This window comes from Rhizobium sp. RU35A, from assembly GCF_900156005.1.
Taxonomy (GTDB): domain Bacteria; phylum Pseudomonadota; class Alphaproteobacteria; order Rhizobiales; family Rhizobiaceae; genus Neorhizobium; species Neorhizobium straminoryzae.
In genome coordinates this window covers 175112-197034 of the sequence record NZ_FTMR01000002.1, presented here as the reverse complement: position 1 = coordinate 197034, position 21923 = coordinate 175112, and the positions used below count along the sequence as shown (strand labels likewise).

Below are 21923 nucleotides of genomic sequence, written 5' to 3'. Positions count from 1 at the left end.
TTGGTCGGGATATTGCGCTGTCCCGCTTCGCATTTGCAAGCTTCAATTTTCACTTCTGAACGCAAAATAGGCCCACACGCACGCGGCTTAAATTTTAGACAGACCGCCGGCCGGTGAGGGAGCGAGACAGCTAAACTGCTGTCAAGATTGAAAGAATTTCATCTCGAGGCATCCGGGAAAAACTTGACCTGCACCGCAACCTGGAAAACAGATAGAAGGCATCAGCGGCACGGCCGCGTTCGAGTTTCCCGTGAGGAAGGCAATGCACATGGACGGAAAGATGTTTCTGCTGGCGGCCACGGTGGCCGGTTTCAGCCTGGCAACCACGCCATCCCAGGCCGCGCGCGGCAGCGACGGCGAGGTGAAGATTCTGTTCTGGCAGGCGGTGTCCAGCATGAACCCCTACCTCTCCGGGGGCAGCAAGGAAGTCTACGCCGCCTCCATCGTCATAGAACCGCTCGCCGGCTTTGACGAGAAGGGCACCATGTTCCCGCGGCTTGCCGCCGACATTCCGACCAAGGCGAATGGCGGCGTTTCCGCCGACAACCTCTCCATCACCTGGAAGCTGAAGGATGGACTGAAATGGTCTGACGGCAGCGACGTGACGGCAGAAGATATCGCCTTCACCTGGCAGTATTGCACGGCGCCCGGCGGCGGCTGCGCCCAGAAGGCAAAGTTCGACGGCGTTTCCAAGGTGGAGGCCATCGACCGGCTGACCGCCAAGGTGACGTTCGAGAAGCCGGCCTCCTATCCTTACGGCCCCTTCGTCGGCGCACTGTCGCCGATCATCCAGAAGGCGCAGTTCAAGGATTGCCTGGGTGACAAGGCGCCGCAATGCACGGCCGCCAATTTCGGCCCGATCGGCACCGGTCCCTATGTGGTGAAGGATTTCAAGGCGAATGACGTCATCACCTTTGCGGCAAACCCGAACTATCGCGACCCGCAAAAGCCCGCCTTCGCTTCCGTGACCCTGAAGGGCGGCGGCGACGCAGCCTCGGCGGCGCGCGCGGTGCTGGAAACCGGCGAATATGACTTTGCCTGGAACACGGTGATCGAACCGGAAGTGATGGAGGCCATGCTGAAGGCTGGCAAGGGCCAGATCGCCAGCGCCTTCAGCACCACGGTGGAGCGCATCCACCTCAACCCGTTTGCGGTGGATTCCGCGCTCGGCGCCAAGCGCTCCACCAAGGAGGCCGGCCCGCATCCGGCCCTTTCCGATCCGGCCGTGCGCCGCGCGCTGTCGCTTGCCATCGACCGCGACATCCTGGTCGAGGCCGGCTATGGCGCCGGCGGCAAGGCCACCTGCAACGTGATCCCGAGCCCGGAGGCCTTTGCCTCGACCGGCGTCGACTGGTGCCTGAAGCAGGATCTCGCCGCCGCCAACAAGCTGCTGGACGACGCCGGCTGGAAGAAGGGCTCCGACGGCATCCGCGCCAAGAACGGGGTCAAACTCTCCTTCCTCTACCAGACCTCCACCAATTCCGTGCGCCAGGGCACGCAGCAGCTGGTGAAGGAATGGTGGAAGGAGATCGGCGTCGAAACCGAACTGCGCAACATTCCCGCCTCGGTCTATTTCGGCAGCGATCCGGCAAGCCCGGATACCTACAAGAAATTCTATGCCGACGTGGAAATGTTTGCCTCCGGCTTCGAGACGACGGATCCCGCCAAGTTCCTCGCGGACTTCCGCTGCGACAAGATCCCCTCGCCCGCCGATGGCTGGCAGGGCGGCAATGTGGCGCGCTTCTGCGACCCGGCCTATGACGCTCTGGTTGCAGAGCTTGGCAGCGCCGAAGGCCAGGAGAAGCGCGGCGCCATCATCAGGAGGCTGAACGACATGCTGGTCAACAGCGGCTACATCCTGCCTCTGGTGGTGCGCGGGGAACCCTCGGCCATCGCCAAGACGCTGGTGGACGCGAAGATCAATCCGTGGGACACTCAGTTGTGGAACATCGAGAGCTGGAAACGCGGCAAGTGAGGCTGCGCCTGCAGCCACCATCACGGGCGACTTTGCGGATTATACTGTGATTTCAAGGCTCTGACGACCGAGAGGGCCGCCGGTAAAAGGCCCTCTCACACGCCCGTCGAAGCGTGAAACTTCCGACTTGAACGCAAAATAGGCTTATGCTTAGATAGCACAAATTTTGTTCACGCCCAGACCGGAACCGTCGAAAAAGAACGGTCAGGCCCTTGGGCTTTTCAAGGAGCATTCGACAGAATTCACCACCGAACTGGGAGGAAAACAGTGAGGGTGGCGATGTGGTCTGGCGACCATGGCCGTGTGGGCCGAAACGCAAAAACATCTTTAAGGGGAAAAGAATGACGCGATTCAAGATCCTGCTCGCCGGAACGGTGGCTGCTTTGGCGGCAGCGACCTCCGCCCATGCCGGGCGAGGCACCGATGGCGATGCGAAAATCCTGTTCTGGCAGGCCGTCTCCACGCTCAATCCATACCTGTCGGGCGGCACCAAGGAAGTCTACAGCTCGTCGATGATCATCGAGCCGCTGGCGCGCTACGACGAGACCGGTTCGCTGGTTCCGTGGCTGGTGACGGAAATTCCGACCGTACAGAACGGCGGCGTCGCTGCCGACATGAAGAGCATCACCTGGAAGCTGAAACCCGGCGTCAAATGGTCCGACGGCACCGATTTCACCGCTGACGACGTGGTCTTCACCTGGCAGTATTGCACGGCACCGGATGGCGGCTGCGCCCAGAAGGCGCAGTTCGAAGGCATCACCAAGGTGGAAGCCGTCGACAAGCAGACGGTGAAGGTGAGCTTCTCCGAACCGAAATACTATCCCTACGGCGCCTTCGTCGGCGCGCAGCAGCCGATCATCCAGAAGGCACAGTTCAAGGATTGCGTTGGCGCCAAGGCACCGGGTTGCACCTCGGCCAATTTCGGCCCGATCGGCACCGGTCCCTTCGTCGTCAAGGAATTCAAGCCGAACGACGTCATCACCCTGACGGCCAACACGAACTTCCGCGATGCCAGCAAGCCGGCCTTCGCCTCCGTGACGCTGAAGGGCGGCGGTGACGCCGCGTCTGCCGCGCGCGCCGTTCTCGAAACCGGCGAATACGACTATGCCTGGAACATGCAGGTCGAACCGGAAGTGCTGGAAACCATGCTGAAGGCCGGCAAGGGCAAGCTGGTCAACGCTTTCGGCACCCAGGTCGAGCGCATCAACATCAACTGGACCAATCCCGACCCGAAGCTCGGCGACAAGCGTTCGACCGTTGAAGGCGGCAAGCATCCGGCGCTTTCCGATCCGGCCGTGCGCAAGGCGCTGTCGATGGCGATCGACCGCGACATCATCAACGAGGCCGGCTATGGCGCGGCCGGCAAGCCGACCTGCAACATCGTTCCGGCTCCGGATGTCTATATCTCCACCGCCAATGACTGGTGCCTGAAGCAGGACATCGCCGGCGCCAACAAGCTTCTGGACGATGCCGGCTGGAAAAAGGGTCCGGATGGCATCCGCGCCAAGGACGGCGTGAAGCTTTCCTTCCTCTACCAGACCTCGACCAACTCGGTGCGCCAGGGCACGCAGGCGCTGGTGAAGGACTGGTGGAACCAGATCGGTGTGGCGAGCGAACTGCGCAACATCGCGGCCTCCGTCTTCTTCGGCGGCGACCCGGCCAGCCCCGACACCTTCCAGAAGTTCTACGCGGACCTGGAAATGTACACCAACAACTTCGACGGCACCGATCCGGAAAAGTATCTGACCGAGTGGCTGTGCAACAAGATCCCCTCCCCGGCCAATGGCTGGCAGGGCCAGAACATGCCGCGTTACTGCAACCCGGACTACGACAAGATCGTCGCCGAGCTGTCCAAGACCGGCGATCTCGCCAAGCGTGCCGAACTGGTCAAGAAGGCCAACGACATGCTGACTGCCGAAGGCGCCCATATCCCGCTCATCCATCGCGGCCAGGTCTCGGCGATCTCGGCCAAGCTGGAAGGGGTGCGGATGAACGCCTGGGACTCCGAACTGTGGAACATTGCGGACTGGTCGCGCAAGAAGTAACGAAGTGACCGCCGGCTCCGCACCTTCTGGCGCGGGGCCGGCATGTGCTTCTCCACGACCGTCTGGAGACCGTTGAATGTTCACCTACACGATCCGGCGTCTCATGTTCGCCGTGCCGACGTTGCTCGTCATCAGCTTCGTCATCTTCGCCCTTCTCGATCTTGCCCCGAACGATCCGCTGGGCGACCTGCCGTTGACGATTCCGCCGGAAGTGCGCGAGCAGATTCGCGCCGCCATGGGCCTCGATCAGCCCTTCTTCATTCGCTACCTGCACTGGATGCACCAGTTCTTCGTCAACGAGCCGCTCAACATTCTCGAGCAGCTGACAGGCCTGACCTTCGGCAGTGGCGAGCGCATGCGCGTGCTCTCCTGGGCCACCCGCAGCCCCGTGGTCGATCTCATCGTGCAGCGCCTGCCGCAGACCCTTTGGGTGGTCGGCATGGCCTATGTCTTCGGCATCCTGATCGCCATTCCGGTGGGCGTGATCTCCGCCTATCGCCAGTACTCGATCTTCGACCAGATCGGCACCTTCATCACAATGGTCGGCTATTCGGTACCGACCTTCTTCACCGGCGTGCTGCTGATCGTCATCTTCTCCTCCTGGCTGCAATGGTTCCCGTCGATCTACGACACGAACCTCGTCGTCAACGACTGGTCGAGCTTCGTCGCGCAGGTCAAGCAGATGGTGCTGCCGGTCACCGTGCTCGCCCTCTACAACGCCTCGCAGATCGCCCGTTTCGTGCGCGCCTCCATGCTGGACAATCTCAGCCAGGATTACGTGCGCACCGCCCGCGCCAAGGGGGTGAAAGAAAAGGCCGTGCTGCTGGTCCACGTGCTGCGCAACAGCCTCATCCCTGTGGTTACCGTGATTGCGCTCGGCGTGCCCACCATCTTTTCCGGTGCCATCATCACCGAGCAGATCTTCCGCGTGAACGGCCTTGGCCAGCTTCTGATCACCGCCGTACAGGGCGCCGACATTCCGCTCGTCCAGACACTCACCTTCATCTTTGCCGTGCTGATCGTGCTCTTCAACCTGATCGCCGACGTCCTTTACGGCATCCTTGACCCGAGGATCCGCTATGACTGATGCCACCGCGACCCTTGCCGCACCCCCGAAGGCTGCGGAGACGGAGACGCCGCTTGCCCTGTTCTGGCGCCGCTTTCGCCGCCACAAGGGCGGCGTGGCGGGCCTGGTGATCTTCGTCGCCATCCTCGCCATCGTCTATATCGGACCCTTCATCCACACGATCGATCCGAACAAGATCGATATCCGCGCCAAGAACAAGGGGCCATCGCTGCTGCATCCGTTCGGAACGGACAATCTCGGCCACGACATGCTGGCCCAGGTGATGGCCGGCGGGCAGATTTCGCTCGCCGTCGGCATGACGGCCATGCTGCTGGCGCTGTTCCTCGGCACGCTGGTCGGCGTGATGGCCGGCTATTTCCGCCGGCTGGACGGACCGCTGATGCGCCTGACCGACCTGTTTCTGGCGCTGCCGCTGCTGCCGCTGCTGCTGGTGATCATCATGCTGTTCCGCGACACGCTGCGGGCCGCCTTCGGTCCGGAAACCGGGATCTTCATCCTGATCGTCTTCGTCATCGGCATCACCAGCTGGATGCACACGGCGCGCATCGTGCGCGGCGACGTGCTGGCGGTCAAAAGCCTGGAATTCATCACGGCGGCGCAGAGCAGCGGCATGCGGGAATACCGTATCGTGCTGAAGCATATCCTGCCCAACGTGCTTTCCTCGATCATGGTCTCGGCCACGCTCGGCATCGCATCGGCCATCATCACGGAATCGGCGCTGAGCTTCCTCGGCCTCGGCTTCCCCTCGGATTTTCCGACCTGGGGCCGCCTGCTGTTTGATGGCGCGAATTTCCTGCAGATCACGCCGTCGCGCGTGCTCTGGCCGGGGCTCGCCATCTCGCTGACGGTTCTCAGCGTCAACTACATGGGGGATGCGGTGCGCGACGCGCTCGATCCACGTTCCATGTCACGCTGATCCACGCCAGCCAACCGCTTCGTCATGCCCCGCAGACCCGTCTGTGGGGCATTTCGTTAGGCAGCTCGCAGCGTCACACAAAAAAATCGAGGATCTGCAAAAAATCTGTGACGGCCATGGAACCAAGCCGGGGGCGGCACGTTATCACGACATCTGGAAGCGCCCCCGTCCCCCGCCCTTCAAGCTTCCAGATACCTCTTCATCCCCCTCGAAGAGACCAACGGTCTCGATTTCTCCGGAAATCGAGACCGTTTTTTTATGCCCGAAGTTCCGGAATGCAGCTGAAAAAAATGCAAGGCTCTGCCCAGGCGACAGCCCGTCGCAGGCGCTTTATTCGCTGGTGTGCTCGATGGGGAAGACGAGGCTGTAGCTGATGCGATCCGGGCTGATCACGTAATGCGCCTTGCCATTGACGGAGGCCGGCACCACGCGCTCCAGCACGGTGCTGCCGAAATGCGCCTTCAGTGTATCATCCTCGCGCGCTTCCAGCCGGCTTGCCTGCATGGCCAGCCCCTCGTCCCAGCGCACCTCCAGTGAGTCCTGGCCATTGGCCAGCACGCGGTTGCAACTGACGCTGATCGAGCGACCGGTCTTGATCAGCGAGCCATGGCTGACGGCATTGACGATAAGTTCATGCAGGGCAAGACCAAGATGCAGCGAGGCATTGGGTGAGAGCAGCACGTCGTCACCCGTCACCCGTACCAGTTTCTGGTTCTCAGGCAGGTATTTCTCGGTCTGCTGGCGCACGAGTTCGAAGAAATAGGCGCCGCGCCAGCTGGAATCGGTGATCAGATCCTGCGACTGCGACAGCGAATAAAGACGGCCGCGGAACTTGTTGAGGAACATGTCGAGCGTCACCGAATAGCGCGCGGTCTGCAGCGCAATGCTCTGGATGATCGCCAGCAGGTTCTTGGAGCGATGGCTGACTTCGCGCAGCAGCGCGCGCAAAAGACGCTCCCGGTGGCGTTCCTCGGAGCGGTCAACAATGGTGGTGACAAGATGAATACCACTCGCGCCCATGGCAACCGCCTGAACGCGAAACTCGTAGATCTCATCGGAATTCACGGAGATTTCAATATGCTTCTTCTGCCCATGTTCCGTCAGGCCGTCCTTCAGCAGGCGCAGCCTCTCGGAAATTTCGGGACCAAACAGGGAAAGATCGCTCGGTGATTCGCCTAACCCGCCGGACCAGACGGTGGGGAGATTCGTGACGAACAGATAGTTGCGGTCGAGGTTCTGAATGATCACGCTGGCCCCCAGATCGACCAGGGCCGGCATGAAGAACTCACGCAACTTGTCATCACTCTCACCAGCCTGTTGCCATGTCAGCTGATGCGACAAGAATTCCACTCCGCCTTGCTCTTGGCCTGAGAACAATCCGCAAAAGATGCAGACCCGCCAATGACACGCCCGTTATAGGGCCTAACCCAGAAGGGAACAACCCGACTGGCCACGAAATTACCGCAATTCACCCGGACCGCCGGAACGGCCACGAGACAAGGGGCTGTGTCCCGAAGGCAGGTCCGTCCCTGCGGCCGCAAGCACCGGTCTTCAGGCTTGATGCGCCATTCGCAAAATCCGACCCCGGCAGATCGCAGCGCCGACGGAACGCGCCGGCGCTGTGAATGTTCCTTGCAACGGAGAGGATGCGTGGCCACCCTCTCCTGGCCGCATCAGGCGGCGGCCTTCACCGCATCGTTGAAGAAGAGAGCCTGACTGATAAGAGCCTTGACCATGTCGGGGTTGAACGGCTTGGTCACCAGGAATGCAGGCTCGGGCCGCTCGCCGGTCAGCAGGCGCTCCGGGAAGGCGGTGATGAAGATCACCGGCACGCTGGAGGACTTCAGGATTTCGTTGACGGCATCAATGCCGGAACTGCCATCGGCCAACTGGATGTCGGCCAGCACCATTTTCGGGCCGGAACTCTGGAACAGGGCAACGGCTTCCTTGTGGGTACGGGCAATGCCGGTGACATTGTGGCCGAGATCCTGGACCATCTGCTCGATGTCGAGCGCGATCAGCGGCTCATCCTCGATGATCATGATGTCGGTTGCAACCTGACGGGAAATTTCGCGCGAGGCCTCGTCCAGCAGGCGGGTCGCCTCATCCACCTCGACATCGAGAATCTCGGCCGTCTCTTCCAGCGTGAAGCCTTCGACAGAAATCAGCAGGAAGGCGTGGCGGGCCTGGGAGGGCAGATTGGCCAGATTGGCAACCGCCCGCTGTTCCCATGCAAAGGGGGAATCGATCGGGCGGATCTCGATCGAGGTGGAACCAAAAATCTGGACGAAGAGTTTGTAGAGCGAAACACGGTCCTTGGAGGTTTCCGGAAAGATGGAAACATCTGCAATCAGTGCCTCCAGGACCGCCGCGACATATGCGTCCCCAGAAGTCTGCGAGCCGGTAACAGCGCGAGCGTAGCGGCGCAGATAAGGAAGGTGGGACGCAACGCGTGTGGTGAGTGACATTCAGAATCTCCCCTGATGCCCTGCGGGCAATGAACGTGATATCAACGTCAGACAGAAAAAAAAGTTCCGAATGCAGGGAACTTTTTTTTCAGCTGTGCATTTCCTTCCACGATATCGCAATGGGCGCCTGCGTGATGAGTGACGACGAAACAAGAAAACAAGAAACAATGACAACAGCACAATCGAACAACTTCCGGCCAGGCGCAATGCTGCCGAACGCTTCGATTTCCCGCAAGCTGCGGGAGTTCTACGATGCTGTCCAGGAAGAAGGGATACCGGACCGGTTCCTTGAACTTCTGGAACGCCTGGAAGAAGCGGAAAAGAACGCCAAATCGGTGAAAGCGAAATGACAACCACGGACAGGGACGTCGATCGCGCCTTCAAGCGCGACCTGCTGGCCTCTTTGCCCAATCTTCGCGCCTTCGCCGTGTCACTGACCGGCCGCCACGACAAGGCGGACGATCTGGTGCAGGACACGATCATGAAGGCCTGGGCGAACCAGGGCAGTTTTACCGCCGGCACGAACATGCGCGCCTGGCTGTTCACCATCCTTCGCAATGAATTCTACAGCCAGATGCGCAAGCGTGGCCGGGAAGTGCAGGACAGCGACGGCCTGTTCAGCGAACGCTTCTCGGTTCATCCGGAACAGTACGGACGACTGGATCTGCAGGATTTCCGCAAGGCACTCGACACACTGCCGGACGACCAGCGCGAGGCGATCATTCTGGTCGGTGCCGCAGGCTTTGCCTATGAGGAGGCTGCCTCCATCTGCGGCTGCGCGGTCGGCACGATCAAGAGCCGCGTATCGCGGGCCCGCACGCGGCTTCAGGAAATGCTGGGCGTTTCCGGCGAAGGGGATTATGGCCCCGATCCGGGCGATGCCGCCATCACCGCCCGCGCCTTCGGCAGCTGAGCCGTCCAGGCGGGCTCATCCGGATATCGCCGCGCGGCGAACGATCCTCACAAGCTCCTCATCATCGAATGGACGTGACATGACGGGAATGCCGAAAAACCCCGGCAATCCACGACGGTGCTCGCTGTCGACGGAGGAAAACACAATGCCGGTGCCTGCTTCGCGCAGGCGCCGGACATGCGGTTCGACGGCCGCAGACATCAGGGCGGCATCAAGAAGCAGAATGTCGAAACGCCGGGACTGGAGCGTCTGAATCATATCGCGGGGAACGGCGATTTCCACCGTACAGGCCAAGTGTTCAGTCAGTATCTGTTCGGCTTCCAGGGCCACGAGAAATTCGACGTCGATAACAAGGACGTGCACAAAAGCGGCTCCTGGTGGATGACGTGAACCATGCCGTAGATCACCGCCGTTCTGTCCCGTCATTTAAAAAAGACACACCTGCCCCACATTCCTGTATCGAACCGTGCCAATTGCGAGGCTCTGCCAGACGATCATGACCCAGGCGAGACCACTCACACCGCCGCGCGTTCCTTGCGACCTGTGCCCGCTGAGACGGCGGGAAGGCTTTCGGGACTTTACCGGCGAGGAACTGTCTTTCGTGTCCAGCTTCAAGTTCGGGGAACTGGCGGCTGATCCGGGTGCCACCATCATCAGCGAGGGTGAGCGGCACCCCCAGCTTTACACCGTGCTGGCCGGATGGGGCTTTCGTTACAAGATCCTGGAGGACGGACGCCGGCAGATCCTCAATTACGTGCTGCCCGGCGATCTCGTCGGCCTGCAGGGCAATCTGATGACGGAAATGCTGCATTCGGTGGAATCGCTCACGCGCATGACGCTGTGCATCTTCGAACGCGACCGGCTGACGACGCTGTTTCGGCATCACCCGTCACTTGCCTATGACCTGACCTGGATCGCCTCACGCGAAGAATCCATGCTGGACGAACACCTGCTCAGCATCGGCCGCCGCACGGCGCTGGAACGGGCGGCCTATCTTCTGGCCTTCCTCGATCACCGGGCGCGTGTCACCGGAGCCTTCGGCGAGGAGGGTCCGTTCATCCTGCCCCTGACGCAGCAACATGTGGCGGATACACTCGGCCTTTCCCTGGTGCATACCAACAAGACGCTGCGCAAGCTGTCCGATGCAGGCGTGTTGCGCTGGCTCGATCGTGGCTCCGAGGTTCTGGAGCGCGCGCGCCTTCTGGAGATTGCCGGCTGGCAGCCGACAAAGGAAGGACAGCGCCCCTTCATCTGAAGGCGCGCTGTCGCAGGATGCAGTCTGGAGCAATTCCGGTGAAAACCGGATCACCTGAAATGCTCTATCTCTTTGTTTTCACGCCGTCCGGACGCAAGATCGCTGACACGGCTTTTGGCTCGGACGTGCGCTAGTGCTGGATCGGACCGGATCATTCGGCAATGATTGCCCGCAGCATCCAGAGCGCCTTTTCGTGAAAGGTCAGCCGATCCGTCAGCATGTCCGCGGTCACCATGTCGCCGGCATCATCAGCATCCTCCGCAGCCTTGCGCATGGTCTGGACGGCATGTTCGTGATCCTCCACCAGATCGTTGACCATGGAGATGGCCGTAAACTTGCCGACATCTGCAGCCTTCGGCGCAAAGCCTGCCGCTTCGCCGAGCGTTGCCGGTGCCAGATGGCCGAGCGCGCGGATACGTTCCGCAATGATGTCCGCAGCTTCGAAGAGCGCGCCATAATGCTCCTCGGTCAGTTCGTGCAGCGGCTTGAAGAGCGGACCGACGACATTCCAGTGATAGACATGGCTCTTGATGGTGAGGCGGTAGGTCGCGGCCAGAATCTGCGAGAGGCTTTCGGCCATCGTCTCGCGATAGGCCTTGTCGAGGCCGATATTGATGGTCTCATCGTGGGACTTCGGCTTCAGGACAGCAGAGGCTTGAGCCATGGTCGGTCTCCTTCTTGGATTATCTCAGCAAAGTTCAGGTCTCTGGCGACCCATCCTCCGGACTGGAGCCGCCCATCATGCGCAGGGCAAACAGGGCAAGTCCGCCGGTAACAGCCGCCGCCATCAGCGGCCGCGATTTCATCATGACCGGCAGCAGAGAAACCGCCGTCGTCATCAGCAGGGCACGGTTGTTGGCTGCGGCTTCGCGCCTGCGACGCTCGTCCACCCGATTCTGGATGAGAACAATAACCAGGACGATCAGAGCTACCGACAGCGAAAGGGCCGCAACGATGCCAAGCGCCGCAACAGGGCTCATGGAGGATGCCAGCCACACGGCAAGCGCTGCGACACCGGCGCCATAGGCGGTCAGCAGGAACAGGGCCATGATGGCGAAGAGCAGCACGTTGCGCCGCGTCCGCTGAACGAACATGCCGACGTCGAGCGAGAGGATCGACGTCAACAGGGGCAGAAGCCGCGCCATCTCAGCGGCGCGACAGAAGCGCGAACAGGAAGCCGAGGCCGGCGGCAATCGCCACCGACTGCAGCGGCTTGGTGCGGATCTGGCGTTCCAGATCCTGCTCGATGGAGGCAGCCTGTGCGCGGGCGGCATCCATGACATGGGCCGAGGCATCGATCGCCTCGCTGGAGGCACGCCGGGCCTTTGCCTTCAGATCCTCCGCCTTGTTGGTGCCGGCCGCGGCGACCGCCTTGGCAAGCGCGGCAATGTCTTCCCGCAGTTGCTGCAACTGAAGCTCGATATCGGCCTGCGAACCGGATCGCGGGAAATCATTCGGCGAATTCATCGACATCGCGTTCTCCTTGAGGAACAGGGTGGGCCCGGAGGCGGGCACGACAAACCTTTGCGGGCGCTGACCCACCGGCTCATTCACGGTGTCAACGGAGACTGCGCCCTTTTGTTCCATAGCCCCGGAGAGGGCGCTGTGCGTTGCGGAAGATCAAGCCGACGGCGGTTCCGGCCAGCGGGTCACGCCGCCGCTCCAGGTCTCGAAGGCCTGCGACAACTTCAGCACGAACTGGTCGGCAAAACGGGGGCCGACGATCTGCAATCCGATCGGCATGCCGCTTTTCGAAAAGCCGCAATTGATCGACGAGGCCGGTTGTTCCGACATGTTCCACGGCACGGTGAAGGCGATGTGCTCGAAAGGCGCCCTGGGATCATTGGTCGGCGAGGCCCACTCGGCCGGGTAGCACACAACCGGATTGGTGGGCGAGATCACCGCATCGACGGTGGTGAACAGCTTTCCGCAGGTCTTGCGCATCTCGATCGTCTGGTTGAAGCCGCGCACCGCATCGACGCCGGAGACACCCGCGCCCCCTTTCGCCCAATCGAAGATGTAGGGCAGGATCAGGCTCTGGCGTTCCTCGCTCATGCCCTCGATATCGCCCCAGAAGCGGGCGCGCCAGAAATTGTCGAGCCCGTCCAGCATGGCGCGGCTGATCACCGGCCCGACCGGCACGATCTCCGCCCCCGCCTGCTCGAACAGGTGTGCTGCGGCGATCACCGCGTCCTTCACCTCGTCTTCCGCCGCCAGCCCGCAGCCGGCATCGAGGATCAGGCCGATCTTCAGGCCCCTCACGTCGATGTCGAGATCCAGCCAGTCGAAGGCGTTGGGCGGCAGCGAGGTGCCGTCACGCCAGTCGGTGCGCGACAGGGGTTCCATCGAGAGGGCTGCATCCTCCACGAAACGCGTCATCGGACCGGCGCAGCGGCCGACATAATAGGGATCGACCGGAATGCGGCCATGGCTCGGCTTGAAGCCGAAAATGCCGGTCCAGCCGGCCGGCAGGCGCACGGAACCGCCGATATCCGTGCCGATATGCAGGGGACCGAAACCGGCGGCCGCCGCCGCGGAGGCGCCGGCGCTCGATCCGCCGGGATTCTGGCTCAGATCCCAGGGATTGCGGCTGAGCTTGTGAAAGCTGGAGAGGCCGGAAGAGAGCATGCCGTAATCCGGGCAGGTCGTCTTCGCGAAGATCACGGCGCCATCCTCGCGGCAGCGCGCGGCAATCGGCGCATCCTCGGCGGCCGGCACTAGTTCAACCGCCTTCGTACCGAGCGGCACCGGATCGCCCTTGGTAGCGATCAGTTCCTTCAGCGTCACCGGAATGCCATCGAGGATGCCGAGGGTTTCGCCGCTTCGCCAGCGCTCCGTCGAAGCCTTCGCCTGGGCGCGGGCGCTTTCGGGATCGTAGAGGTAAAGCGCCTGCACATGCGGTTCGAAGGCGGCGATCCGCTCCTCCACCGCCTGCCAGTATTCGAGCGGCGACAGGTCCTTGCGGGCAAAGAGATCCCGGACCTGCCGGATGGTCAGCATCAGCAATTCATTCATGGCGATGTCTTCGTTCTGGTCAAAAATTCAGGAGGGGTCGCGGGGATCGAGCAGGTCGCGCAAGCCGTCGCCCAGCATGTTGAGGCCCATGACGGCGAGCGCGATGGCAAGCCCGGGCAGCAGCGCCAGCCAGGGCGCCTGGCCGAGAAAGGTCTGCGCATCAGACAACATACGACCCCAGGTGGGGGCCGGCGGCGGCATGCCGAGCCCGAGAAAGCTGAGGCCCGCTTCGGTGAGGATGGCAAGGCCGAGCTGGATGGTCACCTGCACGATGATCTGGTTGGCGATGTTCGGCAGCACGTGCACGACGGTGATCTTCGCCCGGTTTCGCCCCATACCGATAGCGGCCATCACATAGTCGCGGGTCCAGATCTGCGAGGCGGCACTCAGCGTCAGGCGGGCGAACACGGGCACCATGAAGACGGCGATGGCAATGATCGCGGTAAAACGCCCCGAGCCGATGAAGGCGCCGAGCAGCATGGCCGACAGGATGGGCGGCACAGCGAAGATGATGTCGCAGAAGCGCATCACCACGGTTTCCGTCACCCCCCGGATCGCGGCCACCAGCACGCCGACGCCGGTGCCGAGCGTTGCCCCCAGCGCCACGGCGAGCAGCGAGGTGGAGAGCGAATTCCAGGCCCCCACCATCAGCATGGAGGCGACGTCACGGCCGAACTGGTCGGTGCCGAGAAGGCCATGCGCCATAGGCGGCTTCAGCTTGTGGATGATCTGCATCCTGGTCGGCGGCATCGGCGTCCAGACGAGAGAGAGGAGCGCCAGAGCAACCAGGGCGAGCGTGATCACAAGGCCGACGAGAAAGGTGGGATGGCGTCGCAGGAAGGACATCAGCGCACTCCCGCCCGCAGCCTGGGATCGATGAGGAGGTAGGCGAGGTCCACGAGAAAATTCATAAGGATCACGAGAGCGGAAAAGAAAAGGACGACATCCTGCATCACCACCACGTCCCGCTGGGACAGCGCCTGATAGGCGAGCCGCCCGAGGCCCGGCAGGTTGAAGACGTTTTCCACCAGCACGGCGCCGGCAATCAGGAAGGTGAACTGCAGGCCAAGCATGGTGACAACCGGGATCAGCGCATTCGGCACCGCATGCCGCCAGAGGGCCGTCTGTTCCGACAAGCCCTTGGAACGGGCAGTGCGGACGAAATCCTCGTTCATCACCTCCAGCACGGCCGAGCGCGTGACCCGCATCAGAACCCCTGCCTGCGGCAGGGCAAGCGCCACGGCCGGCAGCAGCAGCGCCATCAGCGCCGCGCCAACACCGCCCGCCCAGCCCGGAAAACCGCCGGCCGGCAGCCAGCCGAGCGTGGTGGAAAAGAGGATGATCAGAAGCAGCCCCACCCAGAAGGCCGGCACGGCAATACTGACATGCGAGAAGAGGCCGGAGAACACGTCCCAGCCACCATTCTGGTGGCGCGCCGCCTGCACGCCGAGCGGAATGGCAAGCACGACCGAGATCAGGATGGCGATGAGCGCCAGCGGCACCGTCACGGACAGGCGCTCGGCAATCAGCCCCGCCACCGGCACGCCATAGGTATAGGAGCGCCCGAAATCGCCCTGCAGCACGCCGGCAAGCCAGGCGACATAACGCACCGCCAGCGGCCGGTCGAGGCCCATCTCCTTCTGCAGCGCCGCCAGCGTATCCGGGCTTGCGGACGTACCGAGAATGACCGAGGCCGGATCGCCCGGCAGAAGATCCATCACCGCGAAGATGACGGCGGAGACCAGAAGCAGGGTGACGATGAGACCGGCAAGCCGGCGGACGATGAGCGCAATCATGACCTGTCCCTTCCGGCTCTCCCGAGCGAAGGATGAAGTGCCGGAGACCGGCATGCAATGACATTCGAGGATGGGGGGTCAGACCCCCTCTGGCCTGCCGGCCATCTCCCCCACAAGGGGGGGAGACCACCAGAGGCAACGGCTCGCCCAGCATATCGGGCTCGCTCGGGGCAAGGTAAGCCCCTCCCCCTTGTGGGGAGGGGTTGGGGAGGGGTTTGGCGTACAAGCGCCTCATTCCGTCCAGTGCACTTCGGACAGCACGTTCGACGGGATGGGCTCGTTTTCCCACAGACCTGCCACCTTCTTGTCCCAGACCCCGAGCTTCGGCATCACGAAGAGATAGAGCGCCGGCACGTCGGTCGCGAGGATGGTCTGCGCCTCGGCATAGAGCTTTTCCTGTGCGGCGGGGTCGGCGGTTGCCTCCACCTTTTTCAGGATCTCGTTGAAGGTCGGGTTCTTGTAGTTGAAGTAGTAGGGATCGCGGGCATAGATGTCGATGTCCATCGGCTCGGCATGCGCCACGATGGTCATGTCGTAATTGCCGCCCTTGAACACGTCGGCCACCCATTTGGCGGGAAATTCGGTGGTCTCGATGGTCATCGTCACGCCGATCTCCGCAAGCATCGCCTGCAGGATCTGCGAGGCGCGCTGGGCATAGGCCATCTGCGGCGCCTTCATGGTGAAGGAAAAGCCGTCGGGATAGCCGGCCTCGGCGAGAAGCGCCTTCGCCTTTTGCGGATCGTAAGGATAGGTCTTCGTCAGATCCACATAGCCGCGGTCGTTCGGCGTGTAATGGCTGCCGATCGGCGTGCCGAAACCGGACCAGGCGCCATCGATCACCGCCTGCCGGTCCACTGCCATCATCAGCGCCTGGCGCACGCGCTTATCGTCGAACGGCTTCTTGGCATTGTTCATGCCGGCCACGACCTTGAGTTCCGTATTGCCGATCACGGTGGCAAGGCGCGCGTCGCCCTTGAGGCTGTCGATCAGTTCCGGCGCGCCGAATTCGGGGAAGGCATCCACATCGCCGGCCTTCAGCGCCGCCGCCTGAGCCTGTGCATCGGCGATGAAGCGGAAGGTGGCCTTGTCCAGCCTGGCGGCACCTGCCTTGTTCCAGTAATCGGCATTGCGCGCCAGCTCGACGGAGGCGCCCTTGGTCCAGCTGACGAACTTGAACGGCCCGGTGCCGATCGGCGTCGTCTTGTTGTCGGCGGCCGATTTCGGCGCGACGATGGAGGACGACGGCCAGCCCAGCCAGTAGAGCAGGCTGCCGGCCGGCTGCTTCAGCTTCAGCACCAGCGTTGCGGCATCCGGCGTCTCGACCGTGTCGATCGCTGCGAAATAGCGTTTCTGCGGGTTGACGGAATCGGCGCCGCGGGCGCGGTCGATGGAGAATTTGGCGACAGCAGAATCGAAGGCTTCGCCATTGTGGAAGGTCACGCCCTGGCGCAGCTTGAAGGTATAGATCAGGCCATCCGGCGAAATGGTCCAGCTTTCGGCAAGCTGCGGCTGCACCTTACCATTGCGATCGATGGTGGTGAGGCCTTCGAACACGTTCTGCCATGTCACCTGGCCGATGGCGACGGGGGCGGCAATCGTCGGATCAAGACCCGTCGGCTCGACGGACATGCCGAGCGTCAGGCTCGTCTTCGGCGCGGCTTCGGCCGGCATGCCGGCGGCAAGCACCAGGCTAGCGGCCATGGCAAGGCCCATCACGGCCCGGCGCGTCAGCGCGGTGGATGCGGAAAGAAACTGGCTTCCCATGTATGGCATTCCCCTTGTTCTCGCTCTGCCGCAGGACCCGGAAAGCCCTGCGGGAACGTGGTTATGCGAAGAGAGTGGCACTTCGCAGGCGCACACACAATTACCATTTTTGTGTTCCCTGTGTAGCCGAAATCGCTACACGGAATTCTTCGGCCTGCGTGGCTTGACCCGGTCCGCACCGCGCATGAACCCCTCGATGAAATCGACCAGCTTGCCGGCCGCGAAGGAAAGCTGCCGGTCGGGCGCGACGCAGAGGTCGATCGCGGTGCGCACGCCCTTGCCGGCGGCAATCGGTATCGCCGCCATCAGGCCGGACTGCACCTCGCGCTGCACCGCGAGCGCCGGCAGAAGCGTGACCGCTGCCTGCTGCAGAACCAGTTCCTTCAGCATTTCCAGCGAACCGGTGACGAAAACCGGATCAAGCTCCACACCGATCCTGCCGAACTGCTCCTCGAAGGCCTGCCGCGCGCCAAAACTCTTGTCCGGCAGGGCAAGCGGCAGGGCGGCAATCTCCTTCAGGGTGATCTCTGTCCTTTCCGCCGCCGGATGAGTGGCCCAGGTGACGAGATCATAGGTGATCTCCGAGCGCAGCCGGACCTTTACCCCCGGCATCTTCGGAGCAAACAGCGTGACGACCAGATCCGCCTCGGCCGCCGCCAGTGCTTCGATCGCCTGGCGGGCGCTGGTGATCATCACCTCGAAGCGCAGCTTCGGATAGCGAAGCGAAAACTGCGCGAGCACCGGCGCCAGCAGATTGGCGACGGTCGCACCATTGGCATAGATCACCACCCGTCCGCGCTGCAGCCCCTGCAGGTCGTCGATCAGCTGGTGTACATGCTCCAGCTCGCGAAACGTGCGGCCGGCCCGCGCTGCCAGAAGTTCGCCTGCCGCCGTCAGCTTGATGCCGCGGTTCGAACGCTCCACCAGCGGCGTGCCGAAATAGTGCTCGAGATTCTCAATCTGGCGACTGACGGCAGTCGGTGCCACGTTGAGATTTTCCGCCGCCGCGCGCATCGAATTGGTGCGCACGAGTTCGTCGAAATACATGAGCGCACGAAGCTGCATCTGGGTTCCTGCGGGGTGAAGCGGCGGCGGCTGCGGTCAGGTCCGGCGAAAGCCTTCGCTGGCCACCAGCAAGTCGCGGGTATAATCCTCGGAAAAGGCCCGCTTTTCCAGCGCCGCGACGGAGACCGTCTCCACCATCTGCCCCTTGCGCATCACCGCCAGCCGGTCGCACATATGCGAGACGACGCCGAGATCATGGCTGACCATCAGGAAGGTCAGGCCGCGATCCTTGCGGGCCTGTTCGAGCAGGTTGAGGATTTCCGCCTGGATGGAGGCATCGAGCGCCGAGGTCGGCTCGTCGAGCAGCAGGATCTTTGGTTCGAGGATCAGCGCGCGGGCAATGGCGATGCGCTGGCGCTGGCCGCCGGACAGCTGGTGCGAATAGCGGAAGCGGAAGCCCGATCCCAGTCCCACTTCGTCGAGCGCGCGGGCAATGCGGGTATCGACATCGGTAAAGCCATGGATCGCCAAGGGCTCCAGCAGCAGCCGGTCGACCGTCTGGCGCGGATGCAGAGAGCCATAGGGGTCCTGAAACACCATCTGGACGGTGCGGTAGAAATCCCGGTCCCGCCGATGGCCTTCATAGCGCTTGCCGGAGACGGTCAGCGTGCCGCTCTCGAAGCTGTTGAGACCGGCAATCGCCCGCAGCAGCGTCGATTTGCCCGAACCGGACTCGCCGACGAGGCCGAAGGATTCCCCCTGGGCGACGCTGAGGCTGACGCCATTCAGCGCCACGAATTCATCGAAGACCACGACCATGTCGCGGACGGACAGAGCCTCGCCGGTCATTGCGTCCACTCCGGCTTGCGCTCCAGCACGGGCAGCGGATGGCGGTCGGACCCGATCGTCGGCAGGCAATTCAGCAATCCTTGCGTATAGGGATGTTTGGCTGCGGCGAGATTGGCGGAGGGCAGTTCCTCCACCACCCGGCCGGCATACATCACGAGAACGCGGTCGCAGAAGGAAGAGACGAGGCGCAGGTCATGGCTGATGAAGATCAGGCCCATGCCGCGCTCGGCCACCAGCCGGTCGAGGATCGCCAGCACTTCCAGCTGCACGGTCACGTCCAGCGCCGACGTGGGTTCGTCGGCAATCAGCAGTTCCGGGCCGCAGACCAGCATCATGGCAATCATGACGCGCTGGCCCATGCCGCCGGACACTTCGTGCGGATAAAGATCGAAGACGCGCTCGGGATCGCGGATCTGCACCGCCTCCAGCATGGCAAGCGCCCGCTGCCGCGCTTCGCGGTTCGACACCTTTTCATGGGTCTGCAGCGTCTCGATGATCTGCCGGCCGATCGGCATCACCGGGTTCAGCGAATATTTCGGATCCTGCAGGATCATCGCCACCCGCTTGCCGCGCAGGTCGCGCCGGGTGCGCGGCGAGGCGGACAGGAGATCGATGCCGTCAAAGCTCAGCGTTTTTGCGGTAATCTTCGCATGGCCGGGGGTAAGCCCCATGATCGCGCGACCGGTCTGCGACTTGCCGGAACCGGATTCGCCGACAATGCCGAGCCGCTCGCGGCCGAGCGTGAAGGAGACGCCGCGCACGGCATTCACTTCGCCGGTGCGGGTGGGAAAGGAGACCCGGAGGTCGTCCACGGTCAGAAGCGGCGTCATTGGCCGGCCTCCTTGGGATCGAGCGCATCGCGCAGGCCATCGCCCAGCAGGTTGAAGCCGAGGCTGACGATCAGGATGGCAAACCCGGGCATGGCGGCGACCCACCACTGGTCGAGAATGAAGCGGCGGCCGGAGGCGATCATCGCGCCCCATTCGGGCAGCGGCGGCTGCGCGCCAAGGCCGAGAAAACCGAGGCCGGCGGCGGTCAGGATGATGCCGGCCATGTCCAGTGTCACGCGCACGATCAGTGACGAGGTGCAGAGCGGCATCACATGGCGCAGCACGATGCGGAAAGGCGAGGCGCCCATCAGCTTCACCGCCGCGATGAATTCCGAATTGCGGAAGGTCAGCGTTTCGGCGCGCGCGATGCGCGCATAGGGCGGCCAGGAGGTGACGGCAATCGCCAGAATGGCGTTCTCGATGCCGGGACCGAGAGCCGCCACCAGCGCCAGGGCCAGCACCAGCTTCGGAAAGGCAAGGAAGATATCGGTGATGCGCATCAGCACGGCATCCACCCAGCCACCGGCATAGCCGGAGACAGTGCCGACGACGAGGCCGATGGGCGCGGCAATGATTGCCACCAGCACCACCACCATCAGCGTCAGGCGCGAGCCGTGGATGAGGCGCGAGAGGATGTCGCGGCCCTGGTCATCGGTGCCGAGCCAGTAGCCGGCGGTTCCGGGCGGCAGCAGGCGCGCATTGCGCAGGTCGCCCTGCACCGGATTGTGGGGGGCAAGCAGAGGCGCCAGCAGCGCCACGACGATGAGCGCCAGAATGATGCCGAGGCCGAGCAGCGCCAGCCGGTTTTCCGAAAAGCGCCGCCAGATCACATAGGCGCGGCCCGCCCGGGCCTGCCGGCGCGAGGTCGGCCGGTCGGACAAAAGCCAGGCGCGGCTATAGGGTTTGGGTTCGGTCAGCGCACTCATCGGCGGCGAGTCCTTGGATCGAGCGTGCGGTAGAGCAGATCGGAGAACAGATTGATCCCGATGAACACGGCTCCGATGACGATGGTGCCGCCCAGCACGGCATTCATGTCGGCATTCTGCAGCGAATTGGTGATGTAGAGACCAAGCCCCGGCCAGGAAAAGATGGTTTCCGTCAGGACCGAGCCCTCGAGCAGGCCCGCATAGGACAGCGCGATCACGGTGACGAGCGGCACGGCGGCATTGCGCAGCGCATGAAACCAGATGATGCGGGTTTCCGACAGGCCCTTGGCGCGGGCGGCGACGATATATTCCTGGCTGAGTTCGTTCAGCATGAAGGAACGCGTCATGCGGCTGATATAGGCGAGCGAGAAATAGCCGAGCAGCGCTGCCGGCAGGATGATGTGGCGGAACAGATCCCACAGCACGTCCCAGGCGCCCTGCCAGATCGCATCGATCAGGTAGAAACCGGTTACCGGCGTGAAGGTGAATTCGAAGGCGATGTCCATCCGGCCCGGATAGGCGACCCAGTTCAGCCGCGCGTAAAACACCACGAGCGTCAGCAGTCCCAGCCAGAAGATCGGCACGGAATAGCCAATCAGGCCGATGACGCGCACGATCTGGTCGGCGATGCTGCCGCGCCGGACGGCGGCGAGAACGCCGAGCGGAACGCCGAACAGGGCACCGATCAGCGTGCCGAGCGTTGCCAGCTCGATGGTGGCCGGAAACACCCGCCTGATGTCGTCCATCACAGGATTGGTGGTCAGCACGGAGGTGCCGAATTCACCCGAAAGCGCCTGTTTCAGATAGAGGAAGAACTGCTGCCAGAGCGGCAGGTTGAGGCCAAGCTCCTCGCGCACACGCTCCACGACATGCGCGGGCGCGCGGTCGCCGACGATGGCAAGCGCCGGATCGATCGGGATCACGCGGCCGATGAAGAAGGTAACCGCCATCAACCCCAGAAAGGTGGTGAGGACGGTCACGACGAAACCGAGGGTCGCGCGCAGGCGCGCATGGGCGCGACGTTTGCCGCGCCCTGCCCTCATCTGTGTCTCAAGGGTGCTCACCGGGATACCTGACCC

Annotated in this window: 22 protein-coding genes; 7 read left to right on the top strand and 15 right to left on the bottom strand. The window is 62.9% G+C overall.

The window, feature by feature from the left end:
• Window positions 1–268: 268 nt before the first annotated feature.
• The 4 genes from F3H95_RS05525 (at window position 269) to F3H95_RS05510 (ending at window position 6023) form a co-directional block, all read left to right on the top strand.
• Window positions 269–1975, top strand: coding sequence for a peptide ABC transporter substrate-binding protein (locus F3H95_RS05525; protein WP_149745213.1), 1707 nt, complete (start codon window positions 269–271; stop codon window positions 1973–1975).
• 341 nt (window positions 1976–2316) lie between these two features.
• Window positions 2317–4020 carry a peptide ABC transporter substrate-binding protein gene (locus F3H95_RS05520; protein WP_149745212.1) on the top strand — a complete coding sequence of 568 codons (1704 nt, stop codon included), beginning with the start codon at window positions 2317–2319 and terminating at the stop codon, window positions 4018–4020.
• A gap of 76 nt (window positions 4021–4096) precedes the next feature.
• Window positions 4097–5107, top strand: a complete 1011-nt coding sequence (locus F3H95_RS05515) for an ABC transporter permease (protein ID WP_143127230.1) — start codon at window positions 4097–4099, stop codon at window positions 5105–5107.
• A complete protein-coding gene (locus F3H95_RS05510) occupies window positions 5100–6023 on the top strand; it encodes an ABC transporter permease (protein ID WP_149745211.1) in 924 nt (307 codons plus the stop codon). Before F3H95_RS05515 ends, F3H95_RS05510 begins: the two co-directional genes overlap by 8 nt.
• 330 nt (window positions 6024–6353) lie before the next feature.
• Here the strand turns inward: F3H95_RS05510 and F3H95_RS05505 are convergent, their stop codons facing one another.
• Entirely contained in the window at window positions 6354–7364 is a 1011-nt protein-coding gene (locus F3H95_RS05505) for a sensor histidine kinase (protein WP_244617897.1), read from the bottom strand.
• Between the two features lie 332 nt (window positions 7365–7696).
• A complete protein-coding gene (locus F3H95_RS05500) occupies window positions 7697–8491 on the bottom strand; it encodes a response regulator (RefSeq protein ID WP_149745210.1) in 795 nt (264 codons plus the stop codon).
• A gap of 167 nt (window positions 8492–8658) precedes the next feature.
• Between F3H95_RS05500 and F3H95_RS05495 the strand changes: the two genes are divergently transcribed.
• The gene (locus tag F3H95_RS05495; RefSeq protein ID WP_143127247.1) at window positions 8659–8841 is read left to right on the top strand and encodes a NepR family anti-sigma factor; all 183 of its coding nucleotides are present in this window, start codon (window positions 8659–8661) and stop codon (window positions 8839–8841) included.
• On the top strand, window positions 8838–9404 hold the full coding sequence (locus tag F3H95_RS05490; RefSeq protein WP_143127226.1) for an RNA polymerase sigma factor: 567 nt from the start codon (window positions 8838–8840) through the stop codon (window positions 9402–9404). The genes F3H95_RS05495 and F3H95_RS05490 overlap by 4 nt, the downstream gene beginning before the upstream one ends.
• A gap of 15 nt (window positions 9405–9419) precedes the next feature.
• On the opposite strand, the gene F3H95_RS05485 is transcribed toward F3H95_RS05490, so the two are convergent.
• Window positions 9420–9767 (bottom strand): hypothetical protein, encoded by a 348-nt coding sequence (locus F3H95_RS05485; RefSeq protein WP_188134300.1) that lies wholly within the window; start codon window positions 9765–9767, stop codon window positions 9420–9422.
• 133 nt (window positions 9768–9900) lie between these two features.
• Here F3H95_RS05485 and F3H95_RS05480 point away from each other — a divergent pair, with 133 nt between their 5' ends.
• Entirely contained in the window at window positions 9901–10659 is a 759-nt protein-coding gene (locus tag F3H95_RS05480) for a Crp/Fnr family transcriptional regulator (RefSeq protein ID WP_143127224.1), read from the top strand.
• A gap of 151 nt (window positions 10660–10810) precedes the next feature.
• On the opposite strand, the gene F3H95_RS05475 is transcribed toward F3H95_RS05480, so the two are convergent.
• The 12 genes from F3H95_RS05475 to F3H95_RS05420 all read right to left on the bottom strand — a co-directional run bounded on the left by F3H95_RS05475 (window position 10811) and on the right by F3H95_RS05420 (window position 21908).
• On the bottom strand, window positions 10811–11323 hold the full coding sequence (locus F3H95_RS05475; protein ID WP_149745208.1) for a DNA starvation/stationary phase protection protein: 513 nt from the start codon (window positions 11321–11323) through the stop codon (window positions 10811–10813).
• A gap of 34 nt (window positions 11324–11357) precedes the next feature.
• The gene (locus tag F3H95_RS05470) at window positions 11358–11804 is read right to left on the bottom strand and encodes a hypothetical protein (protein ID WP_149745207.1); all 447 of its coding nucleotides are present in this window, start codon (window positions 11802–11804) and stop codon (window positions 11358–11360) included.
• A gap of 1 nt (window position 11805) precedes the next feature.
• A complete protein-coding gene (locus F3H95_RS05465; RefSeq protein ID WP_143127221.1) occupies window positions 11806–12132 on the bottom strand; it encodes a DUF883 family protein in 327 nt (108 codons plus the stop codon).
• Window positions 12133–12279: 147 nt separating this feature from the next.
• Window positions 12280–13674, bottom strand: coding sequence for an amidase (locus F3H95_RS05460; RefSeq protein ID WP_149745206.1), 1395 nt, complete (start codon window positions 13672–13674; stop codon window positions 12280–12282).
• A gap of 27 nt (window positions 13675–13701) precedes the next feature.
• Window positions 13702–14520 carry an ABC transporter permease gene (locus F3H95_RS05455; protein WP_143127219.1) on the bottom strand — a complete coding sequence of 273 codons (819 nt, stop codon included), beginning with the start codon at window positions 14518–14520 and terminating at the stop codon, window positions 13702–13704.
• Window positions 14520–15470 carry an ABC transporter permease gene (locus F3H95_RS05450; RefSeq protein ID WP_149745205.1) on the bottom strand — a complete coding sequence of 317 codons (951 nt, stop codon included), beginning with the start codon at window positions 15468–15470 and terminating at the stop codon, window positions 14520–14522. Before F3H95_RS05450 ends, F3H95_RS05455 begins: the two co-directional genes overlap by 1 nt.
• Before the next feature lie 231 nt (window positions 15471–15701).
• Window positions 15702–17234, bottom strand: coding sequence for an ABC transporter substrate-binding protein (locus F3H95_RS05445; protein ID WP_149745204.1), 1533 nt, complete (start codon window positions 17232–17234; stop codon window positions 15702–15704).
• A gap of 135 nt (window positions 17235–17369) precedes the next feature.
• Window positions 17370–18299: a LysR family transcriptional regulator gene (locus F3H95_RS05440; RefSeq protein WP_143127216.1), complete on the bottom strand. Its 930-nt coding sequence runs from the start codon at window positions 18297–18299 to the stop codon at window positions 17370–17372.
• A 36-nt stretch (window positions 18300–18335) separates the two neighbouring features.
• The gene (locus F3H95_RS05435; protein WP_149745203.1) at window positions 18336–19088 is read right to left on the bottom strand and encodes an ABC transporter ATP-binding protein; all 753 of its coding nucleotides are present in this window, start codon (window positions 19086–19088) and stop codon (window positions 18336–18338) included.
• Window positions 19085–19918, bottom strand: a complete 834-nt coding sequence (locus F3H95_RS05430; protein ID WP_143127214.1) for an ABC transporter ATP-binding protein — start codon at window positions 19916–19918, stop codon at window positions 19085–19087. Before F3H95_RS05430 ends, F3H95_RS05435 begins: the two co-directional genes overlap by 4 nt.
• Window positions 19915–20844 carry an ABC transporter permease gene (locus tag F3H95_RS05425; protein ID WP_143127213.1) on the bottom strand — a complete coding sequence of 310 codons (930 nt, stop codon included), beginning with the start codon at window positions 20842–20844 and terminating at the stop codon, window positions 19915–19917. Before F3H95_RS05425 ends, F3H95_RS05430 begins: the two co-directional genes overlap by 4 nt.
• Window positions 20841–21908: an ABC transporter permease gene (locus F3H95_RS05420; RefSeq protein ID WP_149745202.1), complete on the bottom strand. Its 1068-nt coding sequence runs from the start codon at window positions 21906–21908 to the stop codon at window positions 20841–20843. The genes F3H95_RS05425 and F3H95_RS05420 overlap by 4 nt, the downstream gene beginning before the upstream one ends.
• Window positions 21909–21923: the final 15 nt, after the last annotated feature.